Genomic DNA, 16,151 nt, shown 5'->3' with positions numbered 1-16,151 from the left:
CGAATGGAACTACCGACTGAGACCGCGGAACCAGCAGCCTGCCCCATAACTGTTCAGGTTATTATTGCTTGCGTCCTTAATGCCGGTACAGCTGACCATCGCAGCGCCCAATCTTCGACGCCAGTCTTCGACGTTCGCCTTTGACCCCCAAGCAAACCCTAGGGAACGACCTCGTCTCTACGGACCAGGTCGATCGATCCGATGCGGAATTCCTTCGGAGGCGATCACACCATGACTAAGAAGAGACCGTCCTCGAAAGGACTCATAAACATGCAAACCCTGTAGGGATGGAGTCACCACGCCACTCTCCATCGCATCATGGGTACTGCTATCAGCTTCCATTCGGGCAACCACGGATCCGTGCATTCATACAAAGGATCAGCATCAAAGACGTCCAACGACCGGCAGACATTATAGAACCATCAAGCCAGGAAGGCCACGGAACTCCAGAACGGGAGCCCACCCCCTCCTATACGAGCCCACCTCAGAGACGAAAACGGCTGGGCTGGCTCAAGAGCAAAGCCACGCCGCTGGGGGGGCTCACTGGGAAACCCTCGCCCAGTATCAGGCTAGTGCCGACTCGACCCGACGAGCGGCATGAAAGGCGGTGTAGGTGCGGTAACCACCGTTGAGGTTGCGAGCCTGATAACCGAGTTCGCCAAGCAACATGGTGGCAACATGACCACGAAGCCCCACCGCACAATAGACGAGGAATGGACCATCGCCAAGATGATCGATGGTACCTCTCAGCTCATCAACCGGGGCAGAGACACTGCCCGGAACAGAACCAGATAGATGCTCTGCTGGGGTTCGTACATCGAGCAGGGTCCAGCCAGCTTCCACCAAGGATTGCACCTCGTCTGGTTCCACAACATCACAGTCGCCAAATCGGACATTTTCGGCAATATAGCCGAGCATGTTGACCGGATCCTTCGCAGATGAGAAGGGTGGAGCATAGGCGAGTTCGAGATTCGCAAGCTCCTCAACTGGCAGGCCCGCAGACATCGCCGTCGCCAACACATCAATACGCTTGTCGACCCCTCCTCCACCAACGGCCTGTGCACCAAGAATCATGCCGTTCTGGGGATCAAAGAGCAACTTCAGCGACATCGGTTCGGCGCCTGGGTAATAACTAGCGTGGTTCATTGGATGCGCACGCACCACTTGATATGGCCTCCCTGCCTCCCGGAGACGACGCTCATTCCAACCGGTGGTCGCAGCTACGGTCTCAAAGACCCGCACAACGGCGGTCCCGATCGATGGCACGTGACGAGCACTGAGCCCACAGATATGATCGGCAACTCTGCGCCCATGGCGATTGGCCACGTTGGCCAGCGCAATCAACGATGGCCCCTCACTGACACTGTCGAACTTCTCGACCGCATCGCCAACGGCATAGATATCTGGATCACTTGTCACGTTCGACTCGTCGACCACGATGCCGCCATGGGGTCCGATGGCAAGCCCAGCCAACTTCGCAAGTCTCACATCGGGTCGCACGCCAACCGACGCCACTACCAACTCACCCTCGACTTCGCGACCATCGCTGAGCGTGACGCCCCAAGCATGCACCTCTACAACCGAGGCACCGGTGATGACGGTGATGTGATGGCGGGTCAACTCCTCCTCCACCAGCACCGCCAGCTCAGGGTCAAGTGCCGGCAGCACCTGCGGAGCTGCCTCAACAACGGTAACGGCAATGCCATGACGCGAAAGATTTTCAGCGGTCTCCAGCCCAACGAAACCCGCGCCGACGACAACCGCTGTTCCTGGCGTCTTGGCGACATCGCCAACGATGCGCTGAGCATCCTCGACTGTGCGCAACACGCGCATCCGTTCGGCTCCTGGAATGTTCAACCGTATCGGCGACGCTCCTGGGCTGAGGATCAATTTATCGTACTCAAGAACCTCAGGATCACCTCCACCCGTTGACCGCACCCGAACCTGGTGACGTTCTCGGTCAATGCCAACCACTTCATTACCAACGCGTACATCGAGTCGAAATCGATCATGCAACCGCTCAGGTGTCTGCAGTAGCAGTTCCTCTTCCTCCTCGATCACAGCGCCAACAAAATATGGCAGTCCGCAGTTGGCATACGATACGTGACCCGAACGTTCGAGCACGGTAATCGAAGCATGTCCGTCAAGACGCCGTAACCGAGTCGCCGCTGACATACCGCCGGCCACGCCACCGATGACGATGACTTTTCGCGGTGAGGGCGTAGTTAAACTGGATTGCTGCAAGCGTTTTTCCATACCCCCTAGAGTATCTGACGCCCGATTGAGGGGGCGTCGCTTCCCACTAGACAAAGGACTTTAGTCCCTACCGATATACGATCTAATAATGGGTTCCATTTACCGAAAGGCGAACAGTGGTCGTAGCGGACACGACCAACACGTTCTGGATAGATGATGACCGGGTCACCATCTCTTCTTCGTTTTCGATGCGCTACGTCGCCGGGTCAAGAGAAACGCTACGAGCAGGTACGTCTCACTGCTAACAAGTTCCACCAAAACGGGACTTCGTTCAGGTAGCTTGCAGGACAAACAGGAAGGGAGTTCGCCAAATGGAGGCTAGAAAGCGCTCAAAAGCCGCAGCAAAGGCGGCTGGCAGGTCGTTAGAGAACGACCTCGTCGAGGTCTTTCGGCAACATGGCCTCTCCGCCCACCGCCTAGGACTGCAGGGATCGCACGACAAGGGAGATGTCAAGGTGGAGCTTGCGCCTGATCACGTCTTCGAGGCGAAGAACTGTCGTACCCTCGCGCTCACGCAGTGGTGGCGCGAAGCCTTGCGGGAGTGCGAGAATGCACAGGCTCACTACGCATGGGTCGTTCACAAACGCCATGGGGTAAGCGATCCATCCGAGCAATGGATCACGACGACCACCGGCCAAGTTGCAGATCTTCTCACCGAGGTCACTCGGCTCAGAAAGCATGTGCTGGAGCTACAACAGGATGGCTCAGATCGACAGCGGAGTCCCGACCCGGAGGTAATTGCCGATTAGCAGCGCCTTCCTCTAGGCCCGCGAGCCAGCATGGTGGCGCCATCCGAGAGCTTCATGATGCCACCGACCCGACAAGGGAGCGCATATATTGTGTTGCGATGTGCGCCTCGATCCGACTCGCACTCGTTATCCTCAGCGAAAAGCGAGGATTACACGACGGCATCACTACGCCTTAAGAGCAGTGCCGGATGCCACAACCTCTCACTCAGCCTCGTTAGTGCCACGTGCTACACCGCTACTCGCTTGGCACTGTTCTCGCTGAACCTCGCTCCTGGTTCGCCACCGAGGACAATGCCTGTCAGCGACTCTCCTCGTATCAGCGAGCCCGTCGCATCTCTCGAAGCATCAGCTAGCTGATCCGCCGCCAGCTTGCGTCACTATCCATGCCGGGAAGATTGGTCCTTGCCTACTACTCCACCACGACAAGACCGTATCACCGATCGGACTTCACCGTTTGGGGGGCTGCCTGCCTTCAGGGTCCGCAGAGCCGGTTCATCATGGATTTTCCCTCCATCGCGATGGTCTTGCCTTGTGAGGAGACAACTACGACATCGCACCGCGATGAAAGTTAGGTTGCCGTCCCAGCATTGAGTGGCTCATCACTGAGACTATGATCGGACTCTGGCACCGAAAGGTCAAGTACATGCGAACCGCTCAGGAACCACAGCATATCGCGACGCCATATCTCCTTATCGATCTCGATGTCGTCAAGACAAACGCCAAGGCTATGGCTGATACGCTTCACCATCGTGGCATCTCACTGCGCCCGCACGTCAAAACCCATAAATCCACCAGCCTTGGACGGCTACAGCGAGCGCTAGGTGCTAATGGGATCACCGTCGCCACGGTCGGAGAAGCAGAAGTGTTTATTGCCGCTGGCTTCGATGACGTATTCATCGCACTTCCGCTTTGGATCACGCCCCAGTCCGCCGCACAACTAGACCGGCTCTCCCTCTCTGCCAAGCTTCGCATTGGTATCGATTCAGCGCGTGGCGCCCAAAACCTGGCCGAACAGTTGCATACCCCAGACAAGGTCGAGGTTATGGTAGAGATCGACAGCGGGCAACATCGCACCGGTGTTCAACCAGATCAGGCTGGCCCCCTCGCCGCCCGCTGCCGATCCCTCGGGCTACGCGTCGCAGGCATCTTTACCCATGGTGGGCATAGTTATGCTGGCGCCGAAGCGACCAGCCGTACGGCAACACAAGAGAGTGAGGCTCTTGCGGTCGCGAGTTTGAGCCTCTGCGATCACGGAATCGCAGTAACAGTCCTCAGTGCCGGATCCTCCCCAACGGCACGCAAGCTCGGTGGAGTCGTCACCGAGGCCCGCCCTGGCACCTATCTTCTGAACGATCGCCAGCAAATTGCCTTGGGGGTCGCCACGCCCGACCAGGTGGCTGCCGTCGTGGCCACACGGGTGATGAGTACCGCCGTACCCGGTCAGTTTGTCGTGGATGCCGGCAGTAAAGCACTCACCGCCGAGTCGAGTTCTCTCGTCGAGGGTTTTGGCTCCGTGCGAGAACTCGAGGGTGCGATCGTGACGAGAGTATCGGAACATCACGGTATCGTCTCCTACCAAGGCAAACCACCACCCGAGGGCACGCTGCTCCACGTGCTTCCCAACCATGTCTGCACCGTTGTCAATCTCTATGACCAATTTATCGCACTGGACTCTGATCCAATCAGGATCGACGCACGGGGTCACCTAACATAACAGGTCAATCCCGACGACTTGGCGTTCGCGATTCGCGACCAAGCGACTGGCCATGCTAATCCCACCGTTGTTGTCATCAATCGTCCGAAGCCGTCATCGCACCTGAACAGGTTGGCTACATCCCCTCAGGGATGCTGGCAAAACAGATGCCAACCCATCTCCGCCCAACCGCACAACAAAAGAGCCCGTCCCAGCCAGGAGTCAAGAAAGCCAAAGGCGATCGATTTCAGAGTCGGCAGTCGATCCGACCACACCTCGGTCACGATGAGCCAGGCAAGGACCGTTGCCGCCAAGCTGAGCCATACTATTTGTCCGATATTCATGGCAGCTGTCCTCGGCTTGGGGGAAGTGATTGATCATCTAGATTCGCGGATGTCCTCTTATCGTTTCGGGTGATATGCACACGATTTGCCAGGACAAAGAAGACACCGAGAGCCAGCCAAGCAGCAACGAGAAGTGACCGGCCCGTTGCAAAGCGGCTCACCCGTCCGATCAGATAGCTCAACGTCGGCAACGAAGGTACCTCCAAGAGAAAGCTACGGAAATCCCAGCCGGCGACCGCCAACACAAGGATCACCCACACCACCGCGCCAAAGAGAAAGCACCATGAGCGTTGTGTTGGTCGTCTGATTCCAGCCCATATTCGTGACAGCCAGGCCCGGTTGGATAGACGTTGGCGGTGACGACCCTCCATGATCGCCAATGCGAATATGACGCCTATGGCGGCAATGATACTCAAATGGGCTGCTTCACTCGGCCAGGGATGAGAGCCTTCCCACCAGGCGAAGAGCAGGCCTAACACAGCGAGGGAACCGCGCAACGCGTGGCGTCCCGTGAAACCGGGCAAGCCCCGCCACCGCGGCGAGTCAAGCTGCTTAACGCCGCTGCTCTCTCTTTGGAACCTACTGCGCACTATCCCCTAGCCTAGGGCTTTGCCGGTGGCTTCAGCGAAGACAGACGCGAGCGATGCTCACGCAGCTATCACCTACGTCTGCCGATGTTAGCCAGGTTCGGCGGCCACCCGCTCAGCATGTTCATGGAGTGACAATCCTTCGGCCCTATCGTGACCAACCTTTTCATCGGGTACGCATTAGCAAACCTGCACTCGCTCTTTCGTTGCACCCATAGACCGTGCCCGGCATCACAAAGCCAGAAGCACTTTTGCCTGCGAAGCAAAGAGGATCTTCGGAAATAAGCGGTAACGTTCGCAAAGCTTGGTTGCCAACGTGCGTTTTATCACAGTTCGTCCGTGGCTGACAACGCAACGGCGCCTAGCGGTCCCCACAGGAACAACTGCACCACAGAGGACTCCCACCCACGAGGAGATAGGAGTTTGCCATTGAGCAGCCAACTCAGGTAACTTCTGCCAAAACACCACCGCAAACGACCTCAGCCACATCCTCTCCGATTAGTTTCTTAGGAAAGCCTAAACTAAGCAGGTGAAGATGCCGATGCAAAATTCATGTCGAAGCCTCCGATGATCAGGCAACGGACGTGCGCTGCGTTCATCGGTGTGGTCGCGATAGTACTCGTCGTCACCGGTGCCGACATTGCTCTCCCCCCTGTGGCCTTTGCAGATTCATTGCAGACCGCCCAAGCGCAAGCCAAGACAATTGCCAACCAGATCAGTAGTCTCGATAATCAAGTGCAGGTCTATGCAGAAGAGTACGACCAAGCCCAGACCAAGCTGGGGCAACTGCAGAGCTCAGTGATCACTACGAAGCGTGCAATCGCAGCCGAACAAGAACATCTGAAGGTCCTGCACGCAGAGGTGATCACCGAAGCTGACACGCTATTCATGCAAGGCGGGACAAACAGCAACTTCGTCACGCTTGTGCAGACCAATCCTGATGCCACCGCACTCACGCAAGAAGAAATCAATACCGCAACCGATGTCCAGGAACAAGATGTCCAACAGTATCAGGCTGCTCAACAAGGGCTCCAGCAGCAAGAGAAGGAGTTGAGCACACAAAACCGACAAGAAGCCACAACAGTCGCTCTGCTCGGTACAGATCGTAACCGTGCGCAATCGGCGCAGGCGCAGGCTGTCAGCACGCTCAGTCAAGTCAATCAGCAGATTCAACAATTGGTTTATCAGCAACAACAAGCAGTCATCCAACAACGCGAAGCCCAGGCGACTGCCGTTCTTGCCGCCGAACAGGCACAGGCGGCGGCACAGGCACAGGCGGCGGTCGGCGGCTCACCACCGAACGCGACTCAACCGAATCCGGCCAGCACTCCTAGCCCCACACCGGCTCCTAGTCCGAATTCTGCTACGGCCGTGACAGCACAAGCGGCACAAATGGCTCTTCAGATAGTGAACGCTAACGACACCACCTATGTGTGGGGAGGTGCTGGTCAATGGGAAAATGGAGTGCAGATCTTCGATTGTTCGGGGCTCGTAATGTTTATCTACGCCAAACTGGGAGTCGACTTTCCTCATTCGGCAGCGGATCAGGCCAACGACACAACCCCGGTTTCCTACTCTCAGCTCCAGCCGGGAGATTTGGTATTCTACGATACCGAGGGCGCCACGAGCATCGATCACGTAGCGATCTACGTTGGCAACGGACAGGTTGTGGAGGCCACCAACCCGGGCCGCCCTGTATCGCTCGATCCAATCACCTGGTCCGGCACCCCCGTTCAGTTCGGAGCGATCAATTAACTACCCAGTGCTTATACCACGATGGGTAGCCTATACAAGTGTTCGAATGACGTAGAGTCCAAATCCCATCACGATGACACAGAGAGCCGTGACCACCAAACGGTACAGGCCGCGCATTCTGAATGCGTCCGGTAACGCTTTTGCCTCCAGTGCCAGCAGAAATCCCAACACGATCGGCAAGAGCAGCGCGTTCATCACCTCCACGTAGATCACTAACCTGATCAGATCGAGGCTCAGCAGCACAATGATGGCTCCAAACACATGGGCCAGAGTGTACGTGGTGTAGAACTTCGCTGAATCACGATCGGGTTTGGCATTGAGCGTGTGCTTCCAACCAAATGCTTCGCTCAAGCCCCAAGCACCAGCCAGCGACGCCACGAGAGCAGCAACGAGCCCAGCACCGAGCATAGCGATGCCAAGGAGCACCTCGCCTCCCACCACCCCCACATACGGACGGAGCGCCAACGACATCTCACCGATTGTGTTCAATGCCGTCCCGGGGTGTGCGATACCGATGGTCGCTGCGAATGTCACGACCATCACCACCATGATGAGCTGGGTCAGCACTGAACCAAAGGCCGTGTCTCTCCGAGCGGCCGCAATGTGGGCTCGCGTCAAGCCTTTGTCGACCATCGCACCTTGCTGATAGAAGATCATCCATGGCATGATGACCGCACCGACATTTGCGGCCAAGAGCAAGATAAATCCGCCATTGTGAAGCGGCATTTGCCCAAAACCATCGGCAATGGCCGCAAAGCTAGGGTGTGCCATGACCATCACTGGAATAAAGACGAGCTCAGCAAGACCCAGGGCGATACCAACGCGTTCCGCCCTTGGGTACTTGCCTGTCATTGCAATTCCAATGAGAAAGGCTGCAGCGACCGGGACAGAGATGACGCGTGAAACCCCAAAAAGGTCCCCTACCCCAGCAACACCAACAAACTCTGTCAGTAGCGCACCTACTGCAGTCAGAAAGAGCGTACCAGCTGAAAGTAACGCCCATCTCTTGCCAAAACGCTCACGAATCAGCGCACCATGCCCCTTGCCAGTGACGATTCCCAGCCGAACGGTGATCTCCTGTACAAAATAGAGAATCGGCATAAGAATCAGATTCGGTAGTACCATCCTGTAGCCAAATTGGGTACCGGACTGCGCAGCTGTTACAAGACTGCCAACATCAGTGTCAGCAAGCATAACAAGAAGGCCGGGACCCCACACGACAAGAAATCCAATCCACAGATTCCGATGCCAAAAGTTGCTTCTTCGAGATACATACGGAGAGGCGCCCTCAGCGAATTTCATAGACTTAGGTTAGCCTATCCTAAGTTTACCACCGGCCACATGCTCGTCTCCACCTCACAGCTCTTGGCACTTTTGGCGATCCCTCGGCTCCCGTCACATGACGTCTGTCAAGACGTAGGATGCTAGCAGCTCCCCAAGTGCAAGGAGCTCTGCTGGAGCCTTTCAATCACTAGCTGGCTGCCGACGAGCGGCCAAGTATGGACTCGTCGATGACATCACTGGCCGTCGGCAGCCAACAATCGCGATGCGGACGACAAGGCTTCACATTTTGCCAGCAAGGTGGATTAAACTGGGTATCTGACGCACGCCTAGCACACAATGACTTGACTCGAGGAGATAGCGAAAGCTCTGCACTGCGTACTGTCGCTTTTCCAGGGTGGGAAGGGAACACGGCTTGCAGCCCACCCAACAGGCTGAAACTACTCACGTTGCGGTCGTCCGTTAACCCTTACCTGACTCCACGCAAGTCTTGTAACCCCGTAACCAGCCAAAGTGACAACCGTATGTAGCGGTCAACCCAAACATATCCCCAGCAACGATCGAGATCTTCTTCTGCTCAAGCGGCGAGTGCGAGCCACTATCGGTGGCTCGCACGGTTAAAGCAGCACGTCATGGTTGGCGCTAATAAAGTACAGTGATGACCATCGAGTCCCACCCTCCTCTAGAAGAGTATCTTGAGACCATCTGGTACTTGAGAGAAGACTCGATCGAAGTGATTCCGACGCGCCTCGCCGAACGTCTTGGGCGCTCTCTTCCCACGGTCACCCAACGGCTCGATCGTTTAGTCGCCGAAGGTTATCTCGCTCGTCCCTCCGGCAAGCAGCTCGAATTCACCCAGCAAGGACAAAAACTTGCCGAGGGAGTCGTGCGCAAGCATCGACTCGCCGAATGCCTGCTCTACCAAGTGATTGGCCTTTCCTACGTGAAGCTGCACATTGAAGCTGGCCGTTGGGAGCACGCCATTTCCGATGAGGTTGAAACCCTGATCACGACGCTGCTCGGCAACCCTCTTCGTTGTCCCCATGGCAACCCGATTCCCTACGGAACAGGCACTAGCCTCACCATCTCGGCGCCTGGCATCCGCCTCAACGAAGCCGACATCGGGGTGCCACTCAAGCTCCAACGCATCACCGAGGAGTTAGAGGAGGACGAGGTCCTCATGGCAACCCTCGTCGACAACCAGATTTTCCCGGGAAGTGAGCTCTGCGTTCATCGTCAGGATGCACGCACACTCACCATAGACCACCTAGGGCACTCCGTCACCCTCGACGCCAAATCCGCTGCCCTCCTTGTTGTTGATCCCATCACGAGGGATGCTTCATAGCTGGGTTATCCCAGCACCTTGTAAGGCTTTCACTGATTGTTACGAACAACTATCGGGGACATACGTTTCATTTACTTCAATCGAGACGGTCTACCATCGCGATCATATGTGAACCGTAACGCGTGATCAATCGTGTTGATCATCCAGTCAAAACTCTCGCTTGCGTCGACTCCGAGTCGGAAGCCGTCCTCAAGCTCCAAGGTTACAAATCCATGCAACATGCTTCGCAACATGCGAAGTGCATGAATCTCCTCGGCAGGACTGATTCGGTATCCGTGCAAAACGGCCGCCAATGAACGCAACAACCGGTCACTTGCCACGACAAAGGGGTCTTCTGGTCCGCCTGGCGTCACGATGTTGGTGGCCCGATAGCGGCCCGGATGTTCCTTGACGTACATGCGCATGGCGCGCGCAACAGCGATCAGTGCGTCTGTTCCAGCTCTGCCTTGGGCTGCATCGCGCACGCAGTCACCAAGCTCGCCCATTGCAAGAACGGCGATCCGGTACGTCAGATCAGCGAGACCGCCAACGTGTTTGTAGAGCGATGGAGTCTTCACTCCAACACGCTCTGCCACGAGCCCCATGCTGAGCTGCCCGACTCCGATCTCATCGGCCAAACTGGCGCCTGCCTCAGTAACCGCGGCTGATCCAAGTCTCGCTCTAGGCACGGGATAACACCCTGGCCAGAAAGGGCAAGGCCAACTGAAGGACTTGATCGGGAGCCTCTGCGTGTAGATAGTGACCCCTCCCTTCCAAAACCACAAGCTCACCGATGCCATCGGGCAGTGCATCAATGATTCGCTTGCCCTCAACGCCTGGATCACTCCAATCGGGGTCAGCGCTGCCCTCGATCACGAGTACAGGACAGCGCACCCGTGCCAGCTGCTCCCCAGCATCGCTAGGATTCGACCTGCCCATCGCCCGCAGTACCCGCATGCGGCCCGGCTCACTCAGCTTGGCTTCGATTCGAGCTAATTCGTACTCCCAATCGTGGGGCTTGGTTGGGTAGGCCAGTTCGAGGTACCTCCTCCAGCTCGTTAAGCTCCCCATCGCAATGGTTTTGACTAAGTAGATAGTCCCCCTCCGGTACCGTCTTGCCTGTGCGAGAGCTCTGAGAGGCAATGACTGCACCCGAGTAAACGGCGCCAGCTCAATGAGGCCAGCAATCACATCAGGGGCCGTCGCGGCACTAATGGTTGCCGCGCCACCACTGATGGAATGTCCGATAATCACCGCGGGACCGCCGAGGTGGCGAACGAGGGAAACCAGGTCGGAAGCGATAGCCGAGCGGCTGTAGCTACCCCAACCAAGGCTCGAGTCGCCACAGCCACGGAGGTCGATGTTCACCACACGATAGCCGGCGGCCGTTAGAGCTGGCGCAATAAAGCGGTACGAGTGTCTGCTATCCCCAATCCCGTGTGCAAGTAGGACAAGAGGTCCCTCGCCGCTCTCTTCATAGACAATAGTTCTGTTCGCGATCATGAACTCATCTGTCATGCTTTCCCCTTAAAACCTAGCTGATTCCAATGGCGATGTCTATTAGCGATATGGCTAATCATATTAGCCCACACCCAGGAGCATAGATCGGTCGGCGCACAAAACTGCAATGGGGCGGTCAATGATTGGTACGCGAACAGAAAGCGAAGCCGTGTAGCGTCAGTACGAGCCTCAAGAACTCAGACGTGGCGACAGCGAAGTATCAGTGCAAAGACCCGTTCTTCCAGATGCCAGAAGTCGCAGATGTGTCCTGCGGATAGTCCAGATGCAACTAACCCGAGTTCGCTGATCACTAGTCGAACCGCGAGATGCACACACCGGTGCAACAGTTACCGTGGTCCTCCTCCTGCCGCAGCCTCGCCACACCGTAGCGAGTCATTCCATTGAGCTCGCACGTCGTTCACGGAAGCACCAAGACGCCACGCCTCCGCCCTAGATCTTGCCACGTAATAGGTGCTCGGATACGACTCCCATACGTTCGGTTCAGGGCTTGATCTGAAAGCTGGCGATTCAAACATACCCTCTAGTACGAGAAGCTCGCCGATCCCATGGTGGGCTGACCATCGACGATTTGGATACCTGCTCTGCCAGGTGTCGGCATCTCTCCGGTGATGCTCTCCTTCGAGTCTGGCTGTTGGGAACACGCGTCCCCGGATGACGTCAAGGACCTGATCATGACGCTCCTTAATAACTAGAGAAATTGCAGCCCTCCGTCCTTGCTTCAAAGCGAACGAGGTCGAAGGTGGCCCGGGTTCGCACCCATCCAGCTACGCAGCGACAGCGACGAGTGCAGCATGGACTCGCCTAGACATTGTCGTCATCGCTGCGTCTGCTAGGCTTCGCTCTATGTCGAGCAAACCAAGGCGAGTAATCATCGAAGCCGATTGGGGAGCGGTAGGCATCTGGTGGTGCCTCACCGCCGAAGAGATGATTGCTCCAGCTCCTCCCGGCTACTGGAGCGGGGAACCTCCGCGCCACGACCAGGTACCTACATCAAACCCTCTACCACTCCCGGACGAGCTCCGCGAACAACTGCATCGATGGAACGACGAGGTGATGGACGAATTGATGGGCGATCTCGACACGGCAAAATCTGCCTCTGAACTCGAGGACCAGGGGCAGGAGTTAGCTCTTCGTGTCCAAGAAGCCCTCGGCGATGACTTCGAAGTACTCTTTCATAAGGAGGGTCGAGTCCATCGCGTCAGGCCACCAGGAAGCTGGAACGCACAAACCTGGACGCAGGAACTCCTCGGCTATCCACCACCGCGTCCGCTCCCACCATCATGAACTCCTGCATAGGGGAAGAATTGCCAATCCTCGATCCCCACGACACTGACCCGGCAGGCTAGAGGCGGCGAATGAAGCATCGCATGGGATCGGCAAGAGCAGGCTCAGTTCGCAACAGTTACGAATTTTCAGAGCAGTATGCAACGAAAAGCGACGCGGCCCGGAGAGCGGGCGACGGGAATCGAACCAGCGTTCTCAGCTCAGGGCGCTGATATGGGCACAATTTACGTACACCTCCGACCGGCATGTTTTCAGGAGATATCCTGGTGAGGCAGGGAATGGATAGTCCACTAGTATTCGTTGCAAGCCACTATTTTGTGGTCTGATTTAGGCGGCTACCATGGAAGGCTTTGCTTTCCCCATGGCAAGTCCCGGTCTATGATCAGTGCATCGATCCAACAGATAGCTGACAAGCTATTGAGAATACGGCTCTTACGTCTGGCAATCCGAATCCACAGATGCGACCTCGGATTCGTTTGTGAGCGGCTCCGGTGTGATGTCGGGCTCCTCGCTAGATCATGTGGATAGCCCCGATAATTTATGACATTATGACCTGGTTCTGGCACTGTGGCTCGAGTGGTCAAGAAGGAGATGAATGAGACAATCCAGGTTTCGATGTTTGGACCAGCGTTGGGACTCGCACCGCCGTGGCAGGTGACCTCGGTAGATTTTGCCAGAGAAGTTGGAATGCTCCAGATCGGTCGCGACTTTCCACGCGGATCGCGCTTCGCATGCCCCATCGAGGGATATTGCAAGTCGGCCTGTCTAGCGCACGACACGATAGAGAAGAGCTGGCGACATCAGGACTTCTTCGAATGCCAGGTATTCCTGATCACCTGGTTGCGTTTACCCGGGCTCGTCCCGGGTGCGGGTTCACCCTTCTCATGCAGTGCGGCGCGACACTCTACGTGAAAACGCAGCAGAATCCAAGTCGGGATAGCTGTTGGATCGTCAATACCGATCAAAGTGACGTCGCAGTCGCCAAGTGAAGATCTACGCTATTTGAGCATGAGGTTCTTCCTCGCAGGCTCTCCGGGGCTAGGATTTTCGTAATCCCATTCTGGCAGAGCCCTTGTACCACTCTCGAACCGATTCCAGGCTTAGCTCACCCGTCAACCAAAATTGACCGTTAAATCCGAAGAGTTGGCATGTCATCTATTTATGCACCGAACAGGTCTGACGGCAACGAGAAGGTGGAACACGAACTCGAGACAGGTGGACCTGCCGGCGAAGTATATCCATACTGATATACTTGAAAAGTGAAGCCGTACAGTTTCTTGGTGACTCGCTGAAGCGTCTACGAGACTTTCCAGAAGATGTCCGGATGGATGCTGGCTATCAGATAGACAAGGTGCAACATGGAGAGCAGCCCGACGATTTCAAACCGATGCCTTCAGTTGGCAAGGGTGTCGAAGAAATCAGAGTGCGTGATGACACCGGCGCGTATCGGGTAATCTACACAGCTCGCCTCATTGACAGGGTGGTAGTTCTTCACGTTTTTGCTAAAAAGACACAAGCTACATCTATGCGAGACATAGATGTAGCCAAGAGACGGTTCAATGAACTGATGGGAGATAAAAATGACAAAGACCGATAACTACGAAAGCGTGTGGGATGCGATTGCGGATACGCCAGAGCAAGCGGCAAATCTACGTGCACGAGCAGAACTCATGCAAAAAATTGCAGCCATCGTGGAAGAAAGTGGATGGACACAAGCAGAAGCGGCCAAACACTGTGGCGTTACTCAACCGAGGATGAACGATCTTCTCCGTGGTCGAGTATCGCGTTTCTCCCTTGATGCGTTAGTAAACATTGCCACGGCTAGCGGTCGGCAGGTTCATGTGGAGTTGGAATTGGCGTGAGTTTTTATGACCCTCGTTGTACCCATTCCGACGCTTGCGGCCACCGCGTCAAGCTAGAATTCGGTCCAGCGTGCATGTCCCACAGTTGCATCGCACGCGCATCCGGCGATCTACATATCCACCGCATACCGACAGGGGGTACATCCATTTGACACGAATCTACTATTTAAGCCTAGAAGTACCGACCGACTTCTAGAATTGGTCCTCCCAAAACTGAAGAAAGTGCCCCCTGACCTGGTAAAATAGGATTAACAAAGCATCCGAAACTACCACTCAAAGAGAACACTTTCTGTGACACGATCCTGAAACTACTCACGATACGGGACACGGTTCTCCCTCAGAACGAGGAGAATAGAGGTATGGGAGAAACGCCAAGAACTCCAAAACTAGGAAAGAGAAGACTCGTCGATAATTTTGACGACGAATGCAAAAAGGTGTGGTCAGACTTTCCGAGAGCGGGAACTTGTCGGTCCAGCAGGTAGCCGAGGATCTTGGCATCTCGAAGGCAACCCTCTCGAACTAGGTTGACAAGGCTCGCAAGGAACGGCGAGATGTGGGGGGGGTGACCCCGGATCTTGCTGCAGAGAACCGTAGGATTAGTAAAGACAACGAGCAGCTCAGAGTGGGACGCGAAATCTTCCAACGATTTTCGGACCTTCCCGAGTCAAGGAGACTGACGCAGAACTGATCTATCTGCTTCATCGATACGAGTGCGGCCGAATTTCCAGTAGCTATCCTTTGTCGAGTCTTATGCGTCTCATGGTCAGCGCATTACCGCTGGAACGCCGAAGGGCGCAAGGTCTACGAGACGGCGTGTATGGCCCGTGAAGCGTGCGAAGCAAGCACGTCCTGGAGGCCTTTCGGGTCAACCGGAGCATCTATGGGGCTCACACGCGAGCTCTCGGGCCCGTGGCGTCGAGGTCTCGGTTGCCACCGTAGGTCGCCTGATGGATGAGCTCGGCATCTGAGGGAGCAAGTGGGACGCGCCAAGACCATCGGAGACGAGGCCTGATCGTCATGCCAAGAAGAGTGATGATCTTTCTGAAGAGCAAGTTCCCCGTTGATGCGATTGACAAGCTCATGTCGTTAGCGATGTGACCTACATCGGCACCCTTTCATGCGAACTGAGGGAGGGCTGGCTCTCTGGTCACCGTTATGGATGCGTGTTCGAAGAGGATGCTTGGTTGCAAGATGAGCGACACGATGGACACTCCATTGTTCCTTGATGCCTTGAACCGGGCACAAGCCGTTCGGGGCGGAGCACTGTTGCCGACGACTATTTCCCATTCCAGCCTCGGGTCACAATACACCAGTGACGACTTCCGAGAGATCCTAAAGCTCTCGGAAATGCCCCAATCGATGCCGAACGCTGGGGAGAAGTTATGACAACGCAAATGGCGCCAATCGTTGTGGGCGTCACTCAAAACAGCGCTCGTCTGCCAAACCGACTTGTAGCACCTGAGAGGGCCCACGTTCTCCGATCGTTGATCAGAAA

The 16,151-nt window shown here is 56.0% G+C and carries 16 protein-coding genes; 9 read left to right on the top strand and 7 right to left on the bottom strand.

From position 1 onward, the window contains the following. Positions 1–564: 564 nt before the first annotated feature. Positions 565–2,256 carry an FAD-dependent oxidoreductase gene (locus M7Q83_RS11725; RefSeq protein ID WP_298338968.1) on the bottom strand — a complete coding sequence of 564 codons (1,692 nt, stop codon included), beginning with the start codon at positions 2,254–2,256 and terminating at the stop codon, positions 565–567. Positions 2,257–2,567: 311 nt separating this feature from the next. Between M7Q83_RS11725 and M7Q83_RS11720 the strand changes: the two genes are divergently transcribed. Beyond that, the gene (locus M7Q83_RS11720; RefSeq protein WP_298338965.1) at positions 2,568–3,005 is read left to right on the top strand and encodes a hypothetical protein; all 438 of its coding nucleotides are present in this window, start codon (positions 2,568–2,570) and stop codon (positions 3,003–3,005) included. A 643-nt stretch (positions 3,006–3,648) separates the two neighbouring features. Further along, positions 3,649–4,719, top strand: a complete 1,071-nt coding sequence (locus M7Q83_RS11715) for an alanine racemase (protein WP_298338962.1) — start codon at positions 3,649–3,651, stop codon at positions 4,717–4,719. Positions 4,720–4,844: 125 nt separating this feature from the next. Here M7Q83_RS11715 and M7Q83_RS11710 read toward each other — a convergent pair whose 3' ends face one another. Together M7Q83_RS11710 and M7Q83_RS11705 are read right to left on the bottom strand one after the other, a co-directional pair. After that, entirely contained in the window at positions 4,845–5,042 is a 198-nt protein-coding gene (locus tag M7Q83_RS11710; protein WP_298338959.1) for a hypothetical protein, read from the bottom strand. Further along, complete coding sequence (locus tag M7Q83_RS11705; protein WP_298338956.1) at positions 5,039–5,458, bottom strand: hypothetical protein; 420 nt, start codon at positions 5,456–5,458, stop codon at positions 5,039–5,041. The genes M7Q83_RS11710 and M7Q83_RS11705 overlap by 4 nt, the downstream gene beginning before the upstream one ends. Before the next feature lie 723 nt (positions 5,459–6,181). On the opposite strand from M7Q83_RS11705, the gene M7Q83_RS11700 reads away from it, so the two are divergent. Continuing rightward, entirely contained in the window at positions 6,182–7,384 is a 1,203-nt protein-coding gene (locus tag M7Q83_RS11700) for a C40 family peptidase (protein ID WP_298338953.1), read from the top strand. Between the two features lie 30 nt (positions 7,385–7,414). Here the strand turns inward: M7Q83_RS11700 and M7Q83_RS11695 are convergent, their stop codons facing one another. After that, positions 7,415–8,686: a divalent metal cation transporter gene (locus tag M7Q83_RS11695; protein WP_298338950.1), complete on the bottom strand. Its 1,272-nt coding sequence runs from the start codon at positions 8,684–8,686 to the stop codon at positions 7,415–7,417. Positions 8,687–9,323: 637 nt separating this feature from the next. On the opposite strand from M7Q83_RS11695, the gene M7Q83_RS11690 reads away from it, so the two are divergent. Then, the gene (locus tag M7Q83_RS11690) at positions 9,324–10,010 is read left to right on the top strand and encodes a metal-dependent transcriptional regulator (RefSeq protein WP_298338947.1); all 687 of its coding nucleotides are present in this window, start codon (positions 9,324–9,326) and stop codon (positions 10,008–10,010) included. A gap of 71 nt (positions 10,011–10,081) precedes the next feature. Here the strand turns inward: M7Q83_RS11690 and M7Q83_RS11685 are convergent, their stop codons facing one another. From M7Q83_RS11685 to M7Q83_RS11675, 3 genes are all read right to left on the bottom strand, one after another. Continuing rightward, positions 10,082–10,678: a TetR-like C-terminal domain-containing protein gene (locus tag M7Q83_RS11685; RefSeq protein ID WP_298338945.1), complete on the bottom strand. Its 597-nt coding sequence runs from the start codon at positions 10,676–10,678 to the stop codon at positions 10,082–10,084. Continuing rightward, on the bottom strand, positions 10,671–11,507 hold the full coding sequence (locus M7Q83_RS11680; protein ID WP_298338943.1) for an alpha/beta hydrolase: 837 nt from the start codon (positions 11,505–11,507) through the stop codon (positions 10,671–10,673). Before M7Q83_RS11680 ends, M7Q83_RS11685 begins: the two co-directional genes overlap by 8 nt. A 523-nt stretch (positions 11,508–12,030) precedes the next feature. Continuing rightward, the gene (locus M7Q83_RS11675) at positions 12,031–12,183 is read right to left on the bottom strand and encodes a hypothetical protein (RefSeq protein WP_298338941.1); all 153 of its coding nucleotides are present in this window, start codon (positions 12,181–12,183) and stop codon (positions 12,031–12,033) included. Between the two features lie 170 nt (positions 12,184–12,353). Between M7Q83_RS11675 and M7Q83_RS11670 the strand changes: the two genes are divergently transcribed. From M7Q83_RS11670 to M7Q83_RS14355, 5 genes are all read left to right on the top strand, one after another. After that, positions 12,354–12,794 carry a hypothetical protein gene (locus M7Q83_RS11670; RefSeq protein WP_298338939.1) on the top strand — a complete coding sequence of 147 codons (441 nt, stop codon included), beginning with the start codon at positions 12,354–12,356 and terminating at the stop codon, positions 12,792–12,794. Positions 12,795–13,385: 591 nt separating this feature from the next. Then, positions 13,386–13,706: a hypothetical protein gene (locus M7Q83_RS11665; protein WP_298338937.1), complete on the top strand. Its 321-nt coding sequence runs from the start codon at positions 13,386–13,388 to the stop codon at positions 13,704–13,706. 412 nt (positions 13,707–14,118) lie between these two features. Further along, on the top strand, positions 14,119–14,391 hold the full coding sequence (locus tag M7Q83_RS11660; protein WP_366526411.1) for a type II toxin-antitoxin system RelE/ParE family toxin: 273 nt from the start codon (positions 14,119–14,121) through the stop codon (positions 14,389–14,391). Beyond that, on the top strand, positions 14,375–14,656 hold the full coding sequence (locus M7Q83_RS11655; RefSeq protein WP_298338931.1) for a helix-turn-helix transcriptional regulator: 282 nt from the start codon (positions 14,375–14,377) through the stop codon (positions 14,654–14,656). The genes M7Q83_RS11660 and M7Q83_RS11655 overlap by 17 nt, the downstream gene beginning before the upstream one ends. Positions 14,657–15,811: 1,155 nt before the next feature. Next, positions 15,812–16,042, top strand: coding sequence for a DDE-type integrase/transposase/recombinase (locus M7Q83_RS14355; protein ID WP_366526410.1), 231 nt, complete (start codon positions 15,812–15,814; stop codon positions 16,040–16,042). The last annotated feature ends 109 nt before the right edge of the window (positions 16,043–16,151 follow it).

Source organism: Ferrimicrobium sp. (assembly GCF_027364955.1).
Lineage (GTDB): Bacteria > Actinomycetota > Acidimicrobiia > Acidimicrobiales > Acidimicrobiaceae > Ferrimicrobium.
The sequence above is the reverse complement of the archived record's forward strand: the minus strand, read 5'-3'. Positions and strand labels throughout refer to the sequence as shown.

Coding starts and splice junctions, on each gene's coding strand:
- M7Q83_RS11690 (WP_298338947.1), top strand. CDS start 9,324: ATGACCATCGAGTCCCACCCTCCTCTAGAAGAGTATCTTGAGACCATC.
- M7Q83_RS11665 (WP_298338937.1), top strand. CDS start 13,386: ATGAATGAGACAATCCAGGTTTCGATGTTTGGACCAGCGTTGGGACTC.
- M7Q83_RS11725 (WP_298338968.1), bottom strand. CDS start 2,256: ATGGAAAAACGCTTGCAGCAATCCAGTTTAACTACGCCCTCACCGCGA.
- M7Q83_RS11670 (WP_298338939.1), top strand. CDS start 12,354: ATGTCGAGCAAACCAAGGCGAGTAATCATCGAAGCCGATTGGGGAGCG.
- M7Q83_RS11680 (WP_298338943.1), bottom strand. CDS start 11,507: ATGACAGATGAGTTCATGATCGCGAACAGAACTATTGTCTATGAAGAG.
- M7Q83_RS11715 (WP_298338962.1), top strand. CDS start 3,649: ATGCGAACCGCTCAGGAACCACAGCATATCGCGACGCCATATCTCCTT.
- M7Q83_RS11655 (WP_298338931.1), top strand. CDS start 14,375: ATGACAAAGACCGATAACTACGAAAGCGTGTGGGATGCGATTGCGGAT.
- M7Q83_RS11695 (WP_298338950.1), bottom strand. CDS start 8,686: ATGAAATTCGCTGAGGGCGCCTCTCCGTATGTATCTCGAAGAAGCAAC.
- M7Q83_RS11675 (WP_298338941.1), bottom strand. CDS start 12,183: ATGATCAGGTCCTTGACGTCATCCGGGGACGCGTGTTCCCAACAGCCA.
- M7Q83_RS11660 (WP_366526411.1), top strand. CDS start 14,119: ATGGATGCTGGCTATCAGATAGACAAGGTGCAACATGGAGAGCAGCCC.
- M7Q83_RS14355 (WP_366526410.1), top strand. CDS start 15,812: ATGGATGCGTGTTCGAAGAGGATGCTTGGTTGCAAGATGAGCGACACG.
- M7Q83_RS11720 (WP_298338965.1), top strand. CDS start 2,568: ATGGAGGCTAGAAAGCGCTCAAAAGCCGCAGCAAAGGCGGCTGGCAGG.
- M7Q83_RS11700 (WP_298338953.1), top strand. CDS start 6,182: ATGTCGAAGCCTCCGATGATCAGGCAACGGACGTGCGCTGCGTTCATC.
- M7Q83_RS11710 (WP_298338959.1), bottom strand. CDS start 5,042: ATGAATATCGGACAAATAGTATGGCTCAGCTTGGCGGCAACGGTCCTT.